The 12,071-nt window shown below is 69.5% G+C and carries 10 protein-coding genes; 2 read left to right on the top strand and 8 right to left on the bottom strand.

The window, feature by feature from the left end; all coding sequences use genetic code 11:
* Positions 1 to 8: 8 nt before the first annotated feature.
* Together ACOZ35_RS05265 and ACOZ35_RS05260 are read right to left on the bottom strand one after the other, a co-directional pair.
* A complete protein-coding gene (locus ACOZ35_RS05265; RefSeq protein WP_004045866.1) occupies positions 9 to 203 on the bottom strand; it encodes a cold-shock protein in 195 nt (64 codons plus the stop codon).
* A gap of 149 nt (positions 204 to 352) precedes the next feature.
* The gene (locus ACOZ35_RS05260) at positions 353 to 1,123 is read right to left on the bottom strand and encodes an MOSC domain-containing protein (protein WP_424015394.1); all 771 of its coding nucleotides are present in this window, start codon (positions 1,121 to 1,123) and stop codon (positions 353 to 355) included.
* A 247-nt stretch (positions 1,124 to 1,370) separates the two neighbouring features.
* Between ACOZ35_RS05260 and ACOZ35_RS05255 the strand changes: the two genes are divergently transcribed.
* Positions 1,371 to 4,052, top strand: a complete 2,682-nt coding sequence (locus tag ACOZ35_RS05255; protein WP_424015393.1) for a heavy metal translocating P-type ATPase — start codon at positions 1,371 to 1,373, stop codon at positions 4,050 to 4,052.
* Positions 4,053 to 4,121: 69 nt separating this feature from the next.
* Positions 4,122 to 4,778, top strand: a complete 657-nt coding sequence (locus ACOZ35_RS05250) for an NAD-dependent epimerase/dehydratase family protein (protein WP_424015392.1) — start codon at positions 4,122 to 4,124, stop codon at positions 4,776 to 4,778.
* Positions 4,779 to 4,811: 33 nt separating this feature from the next.
* Here ACOZ35_RS05250 and ACOZ35_RS05245 read toward each other — a convergent pair whose 3' ends face one another.
* The 6 genes from ACOZ35_RS05245 to ACOZ35_RS05220 all read right to left on the bottom strand — a co-directional run bounded on the left by ACOZ35_RS05245 (position 4,812) and on the right by ACOZ35_RS05220 (position 12,021).
* Complete coding sequence (locus ACOZ35_RS05245; protein WP_424015391.1) at positions 4,812 to 5,087, bottom strand: hypothetical protein; 276 nt, start codon at positions 5,085 to 5,087, stop codon at positions 4,812 to 4,814.
* A gap of 131 nt (positions 5,088 to 5,218) precedes the next feature.
* Positions 5,219 to 5,680: a universal stress protein gene (locus ACOZ35_RS05240; RefSeq protein WP_424015390.1), complete on the bottom strand. Its 462-nt coding sequence runs from the start codon at positions 5,678 to 5,680 to the stop codon at positions 5,219 to 5,221.
* Positions 5,681 to 5,683: 3 nt separating this feature from the next.
* The gene (locus ACOZ35_RS05235) at positions 5,684 to 7,441 is read right to left on the bottom strand and encodes a VC_2705 family sodium/solute symporter (RefSeq protein WP_424015389.1); all 1,758 of its coding nucleotides are present in this window, start codon (positions 7,439 to 7,441) and stop codon (positions 5,684 to 5,686) included.
* Positions 7,438 to 7,986 carry a DUF4212 domain-containing protein gene (locus tag ACOZ35_RS05230; RefSeq protein WP_424015388.1) on the bottom strand — a complete coding sequence of 183 codons (549 nt, stop codon included), beginning with the start codon at positions 7,984 to 7,986 and terminating at the stop codon, positions 7,438 to 7,440. The genes ACOZ35_RS05235 and ACOZ35_RS05230 overlap by 4 nt, the downstream gene beginning before the upstream one ends.
* Positions 7,987 to 8,092: 106 nt before the next feature.
* Entirely contained in the window at positions 8,093 to 10,087 is a 1,995-nt protein-coding gene (gene acs / locus ACOZ35_RS05225; RefSeq protein WP_424015387.1) for an acetate--CoA ligase, read from the bottom strand.
* 146 nt (positions 10,088 to 10,233) lie between these two features.
* The gene (locus ACOZ35_RS05220; protein ID WP_424015386.1) at positions 10,234 to 12,021 is read right to left on the bottom strand and encodes a bacterio-opsin activator domain-containing protein; all 1,788 of its coding nucleotides are present in this window, start codon (positions 12,019 to 12,021) and stop codon (positions 10,234 to 10,236) included.
* Between the last annotated feature and the right edge of the window lie 50 nt (positions 12,022 to 12,071).

The raw sequence follows: 12,071 nt of genomic DNA, 5'->3' as shown, positions 1-12,071 counted from the left end.
CGACCGAGCTACAGCCGAGTGAGGTTCGTCGCGCGCGGACCCTTGTCCGCCTCCTCAATCTCGAACTCTACCTCCTGTCCCTCCTCGAGGTCCGGGCCGCCGACGTCTTCCATGTGGAAGAACACGTCCTCGTCAGCGTCGTCAGTCTCGATGAATCCGTAGCCGCCAGTGTCGTTGAAGAAGTCAACCTTGCCTGTCGCCATCGCACCCTAACAGTCACCCGACGTGGTCATAAGTGTTGCGTGCCGCGCCGGATCGCCGCCGCGTGCGCTCTCTCCGGGGTCTTCGGCGCTCGTGACGGGAATTTCGGCGTTGGACCGAGCGCGTGCGACCGACGAGTCCGCTCTCGCGCTCAGTCGCCGACCGTGACCTCGTCGCCGACGCGGAGCGTCTCGCCGCGGTCGCGCTCGGGTATCCGCGCGATTGTCATCAGCGAGTAGTAGTGGTCGAACGCATCCTCGTCGGCCCACTCGGGGAACGTCGCCTCGCGCCGCTCAACGAACCGCTCGCGGAACTCCGGCGTCGGCTCGCCGGTGTCGGGGTCGCGCTCGGGGACGACGCACCGCCCGCAGGGCGTCACGCCCTCGACGCGGACGCCGCCAATCTCGAACGCCGGCGCCCCGTCGCCGACGAACCGGTCCTCCCAGAACGCCGGGACGCCCGCCACCTCAATGTTCGCGCGGAGGCGACGACGCGCGCTCTCGACGGTCATCCCGTCGAACCACGAGGCGACTTCCTCCAGCGTCGCCGTGCTGACGACGGAGGGGCCCATCTCACGCCGGTCGACGAATCCTAGGGATTCGTCCCGCCGCAGTCGGAGCTCCGCGTCGAAGAAGTCGCCGAACCACTCGGCAGCGTGGGCGGGCTCCCCGTCGAGGTCGAACCGCCGGACGGTCCCATCGGGCGTCTCGACCCGGAGCGTGCCCGACTCGGTGTCGAAGTCGGTCGCGAGGTCGTGGACTCGGTCGGTCCGCTTCCCGTTGATCACGTCGCCGTCGGCGTCGAACAGCGCGAACTCGCGGTCGCGTTTCAGCGTTCCGCCGTCGAGGACTCGGACGCCGTCGACGTCAACCCCGTCTAACCCCTTCACCGGATACACCCTGAGTCGCTCCAAACGGGCCATGACGTGGGTACGAGGCGCCGCTTCCAATAGTCTTTCTTCGCCGCGTTCCGGGGACTCGGTGGAGTGAGTCGGTCCGTGGACTCGGACCGCGGACGGAGTCGGCGAGTTCCGACCGATTTCGCACCGTCGTTTCCCCCTCGGAGGTCACCACCCCTTGATCGCTTTCGATCCGAAGATCCCGGCCGCTGAAATCTTTGGTTTCGAAGGGGAAAGCGCACTAAGGGAGTAGCCCGTAGTACCAACCAAGATGAGCACCAGAACGACCCACCTCGACATCACGGGGATGAGCTGCGCCAACTGCTCGGCGAGCGTCGGCGACGCCGTGGAGTCGATAGACGGCGTCTCGCGGGCGGACGCGAACTACGCCACCGACGAGGCGACTGTCGAGTACGACCCGGAGGCGACGTCGCTCGCGTCGATCTACGACGCGATCGAAGACGCGGGCTACGGCGCGGTCTCGGAGACGGCGACCGTCGCGATCACCGACATGACGTGCGCGAACTGCGCGGACGCCAACCGCGACGCGCTCGAAGCCGTGCCCGGCGTCGTCGACGCCGACGTGAACTACGCGACCGACGAGGCGCAGGTACGGTACAATCCCGCGGAGACCTCGCTGTCGGCGCTGTACGACGCCGTCGAGGACGCGGGCTACTCGCCCGTCCGAGAGAACGAGGGCGCGGACGGGCAGAGCACCGACGGGGAAGGGGACGGCTCCGGCGAGAGCGCGCGCGACGCGGCTCGAAACGCCGAGATACGAAAGCAGCGACGGCTGACGCTGTTCGGCGCCGCGCTCTCCGCGCCGCTGCTCTTCTTCCTCGTAGACAACCTCCTCCTCGGGGGTGCGGTCGTGCCGGACCGCGTGTTCGGCGTTGGGATCCACTGGGTTGCGGCCGCGCTCGCGACGCCGGTCCAGGTCGTGCTCGGTCGACCGTTCTACGTGAACTCCTACAAGGCGCTGGTCACGAACGGGCGCGCCAACATGGACGTGCTGATCGCGCTAGGCTCGACGACGGCGTACGTCTACTCGGTCGCCGTCCTCCTCAACCTGGTCGCCGGGAGCGTCTACTTCGACACGGCCGCGCTCATCCTCGTCTTCATCACGCTCGGCAACTACCTCGAGGCCCGCTCGAAGGGGCAGGCCGGTGAGGCGCTCCGGAAGCTCCTGGAGATGGAGGCCGACACCGCCACCCTCGTCGACGAGGACGGGACCGAACGCGAGGTCCCGATCGACGAGGTCGCGGTCGGCGACCGGATGAAGGTCCGCCCCGGCGAGCAGGTCCCGACCGACGGCGTCGTCGTCGAGGGGCAGTCGGCCGTCGACGAGTCGATGGTGACGGGCGAGTCCGTCCCCGTGGAGAAGGCCGAGGGCGACGAGGTCGTCGGCTCCACCATCAACGAGAACGGGCTCCTCGTCGTCGAGGCGACGAAGGTCGGCGCGGACACCGCCCTCCAGCAGATCGTTCAGACGGTGAAGGAGGCGCAGTCCCGCCAGCCGGAGATCCAGAACCTCGCTGACCGCATCTCCGCGTACTTCGTGCCCGCGGTCATCGCGAACGCGCTGTTCTGGGCGGTGGTCTGGTTCGCCTTCCCCGAGACGCTCGCCGCGTTCGTCGACTGGCTCCCGCTGTGGGGCCAGGTCGCGGGCGGGCCCGGCGCGGTCGGCGGGACCGTCTCGGTGTTCGAGTTCGCGATCGTCGTCTTCGCCTCCTCGGTCCTGATCGCGTGTCCCTGCGCGCTCGGCCTCGCGACGCCGGCCGCGACGATGGTCGGGACAACCATCGGCGCGCAACACGGCGTCCTGTTCAAGGGCGGCGACGTCCTCGAACGCGCGAAGGACGTCGACACCGTGGTGTTCGACAAGACGGGGACGCTCACGAAAGGCGAGATGGAGCTCACGGACGTGGTCGCGGTCGGCGAGCTCCCCGACGGCGGCACGGTCGCCGAGGGCGAGGAGGCGCCGATGACCGGCGACGACCTCACGGACGCCGGCGACGACGCCGCGACCGGCGCGCGGGCCGACGAGGACGAGGTCCTCCGGCTCGCCGCGAGCGCGGAGCGCGGCAGCGAACACCCGCTCGCGCAGGCGATCGTCGACGGCGCCGAGTCGCGCGGACTCGACCTCGCCGACCCTGAGTCGTTCGAGAACGTCCCCGGACACGGGGTGAAAGCGACCGTCGAGGGCGACGAGGTGCTGGTCGGTAACCGGAAGCTGCTGCGCGACGCCGGGATCGACCCCTCGCCCGCCGCCGAGACGATGGAGCGCTTAGAGAGCGAGGGGAAGACGGCGATGCTCGTCGCCCGGATTCGAGACGGCGCGGACGGGGGCGAGCTCCTCGGCGTCGTCGCCGACGCGGACACGGTGAAGCCGAGCGCGAAGGAGGCGGTGAGTCAGCTCCGCGACCGCGGCATCGACGTGATGATGATCACGGGCGACAACGAGCGCACCGCCCGCGCGGTCGCCGAGCAGGTCGGGATCGACCCCGACAACGTCCGCGCCGGCGTCCTCCCCGAGGACAAGTCGGACGCGGTCGAGGCGATCCAGTCCGACGGTCGCCGGGCGATGATGGTCGGCGACGGCGTCAACGACGCGCCGGCGCTCGCGGTCGCGTACGTCGGCACCGCCATCGGCTCCGGGACCGACGTGGCCATCGAGGCCGCCGACGTGACGCTGATGCGCGACGACCCGCTCGACGTCGTGAAGGCGATCCGCGTCTCCGACGCGACGCTCCAGAAGATCAAACAGAACCTCGTGTGGGCGCTCGGCTACAACACGGCGATGATCCCGCTGGCGTCGCTCGGGCTGCTCCAGCCCGTCCTCGCGGCCGGGGCGATGGCGTTCTCGTCGGTGTCGGTGCTGACGAACAGCCTCCTGTTCCGCCGGTACGACCCCGACGGCGACTACCGGCTCCTCGGGTTCCTGCGGCGCTGAGCGCGGACTGATTTTTCTCCCCGCCGCCGGTCCCGAAGCCCCAAGACGACGCGGCGCGTACCACGGCACATGTCGACCCTCCTCGTCGTCGGCGGCAGCGGCTTCATCGGACGCGACGTCTGCCGGTTCGCGGTCCGCGACGACCACGAGGTCCGCAGCGTCTCGCGGAGCGGCCGCCCCGACGTCGACGAGGCGTGGGCGGACGCCGTCTCGTGGACGAGCGCTGACCTCTTCCGCCCGAACGCGTGGCGCGACCGCCTCGACGGCGTCGACGCCGTGGTCCACTCGGTCGGAACGCTCACCGAGGCGCCGACGGAGGGCGTCACCTTCGAGCGCGTCAACGGGGACGCGGCCCTCCTCACGGCGCTGGAGGCGGAACGCGCCGGCGTCGACGCGTTCGTCTTCCTCTCCGCGGCGGCGAAGCCGCCCGGTATCCGAAACGCCTACCTGACGGCCAAGCGCCGCGCCGAGGCCTCTATCGCCGACCTCGACCTCGACGTCGTCACCCTCCGTCCCGGTCCCGTCTACGGTGCGGGACAGCCGCACGTCCCCGGCGTCGCGGACCGCGTCCTCCGGTTCGTCGCGAGCGCCCCGCCGCTCGCGTCGCGGCTCGGCGAGGCGCGGCCGCTCTCCGTCGACACCGTCGCGCGGGCGACGTACCGCGCCGCGCTGAATCCGGACGAACGGCTGCTCGACGTCTCCGACATCCGCGACCTCGCCGGGTGAGCGGCGCGGCGATACCTGATTCGAAAAAGGCCGTCAGCGCGCGCTGCGCTCCTTGGCCATCTCCAGCGAGATGAAGAACCCGAAGTAGGCCGGGATCCCCGCGAGCATGAACATGTACAGCACCCACTGCGGGGCCGTCGAGAAGGCGACGTTGTACAGCGACGACGCGATCCCCACCCACACGAGCGCGAACAGCAGGTCCTGGAGCATCCCGGTGCCGTTCTCGCTGAGCACGTGCCGGGCGCGGTCGGCGACGCTCGGGTCGGTCGGCTGGTCGTCCGGCGTCTCCGGGGCGTCCGAGTCGGGCATGAACTGAGTGTGTGCGGGGGGTTACGTCGGTGTTGCGGAATCGCGCGGCGTCGAGCGCGCGAGGAAACGGTTCGCGGGTCGTGCGGAGGTCGACCGCGGTGCGACCGAGAGCGTCCCGGCCGGACCGGGGCTCAGTCCTCGTCGAGGTAGTCGACGACGAGGATGGGGACGTGCGTCGAGCGCAGGGTGCGCTCCGTGACGCTACCCAGCAGCGCGCGGCGGACGCCCGCGCGGCCGTGACTCCCCATCACGATGAGGTCGATGTCGTGGTTCTCGGCGTAGTCGCCGATCACCTTGTGCGGCCGGCCGCCCGAGACGTGCTCGACGACGTCGACGCCGCGTTCGTCGCCGCGGTCGGCGACCACGCCGGTCGCCTCGTCGGCCTGCTCTTTCAGCTCGCCCATCTCGTCGAACCGGCCCTGCTTGAGCCGGTCGACCTGCTCGGTGCCGAGGCTGAAGTTCACGGAGTCGATGTCGACCACGTACAGCGCGTGGACCTCGGCGTCGTACTTCTCCGCGAGGTCGAGCGCGTGGTCGACGGCGGCCTCCGCGACGTCGCTGCCGTCAGTGGGAACGAGTATTCGGTCGTACATGGATTACTCCGCTTCCTCCGTGGTTTCGTCGTCGTCCATTGCGCGGCCGCCGTCGGTCGCCATGTCCTCGCCGCCGTCGGTCGCCATGTCCTCGCCGCCGTCGGCGACGACGTCCTCGGCGGTCTCCTGTTGGCCCATCGGCTCAGGGCTGTGACACTGCCGGACGATCCGCTTCGTCTCGAGTGACGGCTCGTCGGTGGCCATCGAGACGGCGATGGTGACGACGAACACGATCGGGAGCGTGATGAGCGCCGAGCCGATGGCCGGCATCCACTGCGCCAGCCCCGCCGACAGCGGCGCTTCCAGCGAACCGATGTACGTCGGAACGATCTGGTTGATCATCGGGATCGACCAGAGCGTCAGCCCGGTCGTCATGCCCGCGAGTGCGCCCTGCCGGTTGGCGTTCTCCCACCACATGCCGAGGAAGAACATCGGGAACAGGACGGAGCCGGCGAGCGAGAACGCGTAGCCCACGAGCGCCGCGATCGAGGACGCGGGGTTGAGCGCCGCCAGCGTCGTCAGCGCGCCGAGCGCGACGATCGAGAGGCGGCCGACGAGGATCTGCTGGCGCTGCGTCGCGTCCTCGTTGATGATGTTCGTGTAGATGTCGTGGCTGATCGCCGAGGAGCCGGCGATGAACAGTCCGGCGACCGTCGCGATGGCCGCGGCGATACCGCCCGCCGCGACGATGCCGACGAACCAGGACGGGAGCCCGGACAGCTGCGCCGCCAGCACGACGATGACCTCGCTAGCCGCGCCCGTCATGCCGGGGTCGCCGTACGTCGCGCCGACGTTCTGCGAGTAGAGGTCGGTCCCGAACGCCGCGAACGCGGGAGCGCTCCAGTAGAGGATGCAGATGAAGAACAGCCCCCAGACCGTCGACCAGCGGGCCGTCCGCTCGCTCTCGACCGTGTAGAACCGGACGAGCACGTGCGGGAGCCCGCAGGTACCGACGATCAGCGAGAACGTCGTCGCGACCCACAGGTAGTAGCTCGACGAGGCGAACGGCTCGGAGAACTCGCTGCCGAGCTGGCTGATCAGCGCGCCGTACTCCAGCTGCGGCAGCACCGTGGAGTAGCCGTTCGTGTAGCCGACGACGAACAGCCCGACGACGAACGCGAGGATGAGGATGACGTACTGGACCGCCTGGTTCTTCGTGGCGCCCAGCATCCCGGACAGCGTCAGGTAGCCGACGGTGACGACCATCATGGCGACGACCATCACCTGGTACCCGTCGAGGCCGGGGATGAGACCGCCGTAGTTACCGAAGATGTACAGGCCGACCAAGGCCATCCCCTTCGCCTGCCCGATGGCGTAGACGAAGCCGATGAGGAACGTCGTTATCGCCGCGATAGCGCGCGCGGTGTCGGAGTTGAATCGATCGCCGACGAAGTCCGGCGCGGTGTACTTCCCGAACCGGCGCAGCTGCGCGGCGAGGAAGATGAGGAGGATGAAGTACCCCGTCGTCCAGCCGACGACGTACACCAGCCCGTAGAACCCTGCGAGCGCGATCGAGGCCGCCATCCCGAGATAGGACGCCGCGGACATCCAGTTCGCGCCGATCGCCATCCCGTTCTCGACGTTCCCGATGGACCGACCGGCGACCCACATGTCCTCGGTGTCGGCGACACGGAAGACGAACCCGATCGTGAGGAACAGTCCGAGCATCCCGATCACGAGGACCGCGGGGCCCAGCTTGAACGAGATGTTGAGCGCCTCCGGCAGGAGGTCGCTCTGTAGGAGGAGCGAACTCGCCGTCATTCGTCGGTCCCTCCGTCGGTCGCGACGTCAGCCGTGCCGTGCTCGATACCGTACTTCTCGTCGAGCGCGTCCCGCTTGCGCGAGTACCAGAACGCGAGGATTAGCGCGCTGGTCGGCGCGCCGAACGCGACGAGGAAGTAGTGGAGTGGGAACTGTAAGATTGGCATCGGCTGCGTCATCACCTCGGGCGCGAACCGCGTCAAGGTCACCGGCCCCCACACCGCGAGGACCCAGATGGCGAACCCCGACCACACGATGCGCAGGTGATCGCGCATGTACGGCGTGCTCGGGTTCAGGATGTTCACCTCCGCTCCGAGGTAGTCGGTGTTGTTGTGCGCCTGTGCGGCTCCCGAGGAGGCGACGCCGCCGTCGGTGACCGCGTCGTCAGTTGCGCGGCCACCGTCGGTGACCGCGTCGTCAGTTGCGCGGCCCCCATCGGTGACCGCGTCGTCAGTTGCGCGGCCACCATCGGTGACCGCATCGTCGGTTGCGCGGCCACTATCAGTGACCGCGTCGTCTCGTTCGCGTGAGGTATTGTCTGTCATGTTTTGTCGTATGTTGGGAATCGTTTGTCTCGTATTTTCGTGATGATTGTCGTCGTGTGGTCCGTCGTGGTCGTGAGTGGAACAGTTGAAAACGGGCCGCCGAGCGCTACTCGGCGTCGGCCTTCTGTTGGATCTCCTCGACGATCTCGGGGTTCCGCAGCGTACTCGTGTTCCCGAGCTCCTCGCCGTCGGCGATGTTCTCCAGCAGGCGACGCATGATCTTCCCGGACCGGGTCTTCGGCAGGTCGGGCGTGAACACGACCTGCTCGGGCCGGGCGATCGGGCCGATGGCGTCCTCGACGGCCGCGACGATCGCCTCGCGGAGTTCGTCGCTACCCTCGTAGCCGTCCTCGGTGGTGACGTAGGCGTACACCGCCTCGCCTTTGATGTCGTGGTTCCCGCCGACCACCGCGGCCTCGGCGACGCCCTCGACGCCGACGATCGCCGACTCGATCTCCATCGTCCCCAGCCGGTGGCCGGAGACGTTCAGCACGTCGTCCACACGGCCGAGGACGGTGATGTAGCCGTCGTCGTCGATCTTCGCGCCGTCCTCCGGGAAGTACACCCAGTCGTCGGGGTCGTCGCTGTCGGTGTCGGAGTACTCCGCCCAGTACTCCTCGATGTAGCGCTCGTCGTTGTTGTACAGCGTCCGGAGCATGCCGGGCCACGGCTTCTGTACCGTGAGGTACCCGGCCTTTCCGGGCTCTACCTCGTCGCCGAGCGTGTCGAGGATCTGGACGTCGAGCCCCGGCAGCGGCGGCCCCGCGGCACCGGGCTTCATGTCCTTGACGCCGGGCAGCGTCGTCACCATCATCCCCCCGGTCTCGGTCTGCCACCACGTGTCGACGACGGGGCACTCCTCGTCGCCGATGTGCTTGTAGTACCACTTCCACGCGCGGGGGTTGATCGGCTCGCCGACCGTGCCGAGCAGCCGCAGCGAGGAGAGGTCGTGACGGTCCGGGAACTTCGAGCCCCACTTCATGAACGCCCGAATCGCGGTCGGAGCGGTGTACAGCTGGGTCGCCTCGTGCTCCTCGACGATCTCCCAGAGGCGGTCGCGCTCCGGGTGGTCCGGCGTCCCCTCGTACATCATCGTCGTCGTGCCGAGCGACAGCGGCCCGTAGACGATGTACGAGTGCCCCGTGATCCAGCCGATGTCGGCCGAACAGAAGTAGGTGTCATCCGGCTTGATGTCGAGCACCGACTGCGAGGTCCACGACACCCACGAGAGGTAGCCGCCGGTCGTGTGTTTCACGCCCTTCGGCTTCCCGGTCGTCCCCGAGGTGTACATCAGGAACAGCATGTCCTCGGCGTCGCGCGTGACCGGCTCGACCTCGGCGCCCTCGTGTTCAGCGACGAGGTCGCCGTAGTCGATCTGGTCGTCGCCGAGGTCGTGGCCGAAGTCGTCGCCGTTCGGCCCGAGCCGGTCGACGACCACCGTGGTCGTGTCGTGGTCGACGCCCGCGAGCCCCTCGTTCGCCTTGTCGAGGTGGTCGAGCGGGTCGCCGCGGCGGTAGTAGCCGTCGCAGGTGACGAGGTACTCGGAGTCCGCGGAGTTCATCCGCGTCGCCAGCGCGTCGGCCGAGAACCCGGCGAACACGACGCTGTGGGGCGCGCCGATGCGCGCACAGGCCAGCATCGCGATGGGCAGCTCCGGGATCATCGGCATGTACATCGTGACGACGTCGTCCTCCTCGACGCCCTGCGCCCGAAGGGCGGCCGCGAACTCGTTCACCTCGCGGTGGAGTTCCTCGTACGTGTACGTGCGGTCGTCCTCGTCGACCGGCTCGCCGACCCACTCGATGGCGGCCTCGTCGCCGCGCTCGTCGAGGTGTCGGTCGAGGCAGTTCGCCGACGCGTTCAGCTCGCCGCCCGTGAACCACTCGTAGAAGGGCGGGTTGCTGTCGTCGAGCACTTGGTCATAGTCGGTTTCCCACTCCAGCAGGTCGGCGGCCGTCTCCCAGCACTCGGGCCAGTTCTCTTCGAACTCCTCGTATATTTCTGGGTCGGAGACGTTCGCCTGCTCGACGAACGACTCCGACGGCTCGAATACCTCCTGTTCCGCTAATCTCGCTTCCAGTTGGCCGTCTCCCTCTGTCATGGTACGGTCGTATCCAACCAATATCGGCATATAAACGCTGACGCTAAATACGAAAAATCGTGATAGACTCCGGCCGAACGGGCCGGGAGTCGCACCGTCGGCCGCTGTCGGCGTCCCGTCGACCGTAGGGTGGAGCTACCGTCCGGTCACCCGCCGGGCGGGGTCGCGCGCTCGTCACCCTCCCGAATCGGTCGGTCCGCGTCGTCCTCGAAGACGCCGTCGAGGAGGGCGCGCTGGGCCTTCCGGAGGTGGTTGTGGAACGTCGGCGAGGAGACGCCCATCGCGTCGGCCACCTCCTCGGCGGTGCTCCCGCGCGGCCAGTCGAAGTAGCCGCCGTGGTACGCCGCCGACAGCGCGGCCCACTGGCGGTCCGTGAACCGGTCCGCGACCCCGTCCCGCAGCGATGACTCCGTGCGCGGCGAGCGCGCGACCGACTCCTTGCTCGCGAGCCTGACGCCGGCGAACCGGTCGCGGAGCCCGTCCGCGACCGGCCGGACGTTCGTCCCCTCGGGGAAGTCAGCGACGACGCGGACCCGACCGTCGGCGGCCGACGCGTCGCGCACGGTGGCGCCGTGGTCGATGAGCGCCCTGACGAGCGACCCGTCCGCGAGCCGGACCGACGCCGAACAGCCGTCCTCGCCGGTCTCGATCACCCGGAAGTCGGAGACGCCCGTCGCCGCCTCGACGACCGCCGCGACGTCCTGCGGGCGGGCCCCGTCGACGGAGAGGTAGGCGCGAGAGACGTCGTCGTCGACGTCGACGGTCGACGCCAACTCGATCCGACAGCCCAGCCGGTCGCTTGCGCGGGCGAGGAACGCCCGCTCGTCGGTCGTGTGGAACTCGACCTCGGTGACCGCGTCGGAGTGGAGCAGCTCCCGCCACCGGTCCGCGGTGATCGCGCGGCCGAGACACCCTCCGAGGGCCGCGAGCGCTCGGCGTTCGACCTCGCCGACCGGCTCGTCGTCGTCGGCCGCGACGACGCAGAGCGCGCCGTGGACCACGCCCTCGTAGGCCGCCGGGACCGCGACGGCGGGCCGCCCCGCGGTCTCTTGGCGTCCGGCGGTCGCCGCGGGCGCCCCGTCGGTGATGGCGTCCAGCCACGGCCCCCCGGCGGTCACGCCGCGGTCCGCGAGCGTCTCCCGGTCGACGCCCGCCGCCGTGGCCACGTCGGCCCGCTCTCCCCCGACCGCCCGGCGGACGACCCACGCCTCAGCCCAGCGGTCGGCCTCGATCAGTCCGGCGGCGACGGCCGCTGCGGGGTCCGCTGACCCGGGGTTCGCGAGCGCCTCGAACCCCGGTAAGACGGCCGTCCCGGCCCGCTCCGCGGACGCGTCGCCGGCCGGCTCGTCGCCGGCGATGGCGGCCGCGAGCGCCTCGCCGTCGAGCGGGTCGAGGTACGGGTCGAGCGTGCCCAACGACTCCCAGCCGCCGGCGTCGCGGACCGCTCGCGGGTCGACGTCGCGGTCGACGAGCTGTCGCCGCGCAAACGTCTTCCGGAGGGAACTGGGGGTGACCCGCTCGTCGAGCGCGGCGTCGGTGAGGCCGGCCGCCCGCGCCGCGGTCTCGCTCACGATCATCTGGACGCGCCGAGGTGAGACGTCGACGTACGGGTCGTCGTCGTCGAGCCCCTCGCTCGTCGCGTACCGGTCGAGCTCGGCCGCCAGCGACGCTGAAACGACGGTCTCGCGGTCGACCGATTCACCGTCAGCCGGGAGCGATTCGCCGTCCGCGCTCTCGTCGTCGCCCGCGGGGACCGCGAGGAGGCGCGCGCCCGCGACCGACTCCGCCTCGCGCAGGTGTCGCGGCGCGACACGGGTGATCTCTTCGGTTCGGAGTCCGGCCTCGCCCGCCAGCCTGACGACGAGCGCCGCGCGATACGTCTCCGCGGCGGTGACGAGCGCGTCGTAGGCGTCCGCGTCGAGGCCGTCGACCATTCGTTTCGGAATTCAACTAGTAGCCGAAACAAAACTGTTCCGGAAAATGG

The organism is Halorubrum xinjiangense (assembly GCF_049604745.1).
Classification (GTDB): Archaea; Halobacteriota; Halobacteria; order Halobacteriales; family Haloferacaceae; genus Halorubrum; species Halorubrum xinjiangense_A.
Note: the sequence above shows the minus strand (reverse complement) of the source record. Positions and strands in the feature narration are given on the sequence as shown.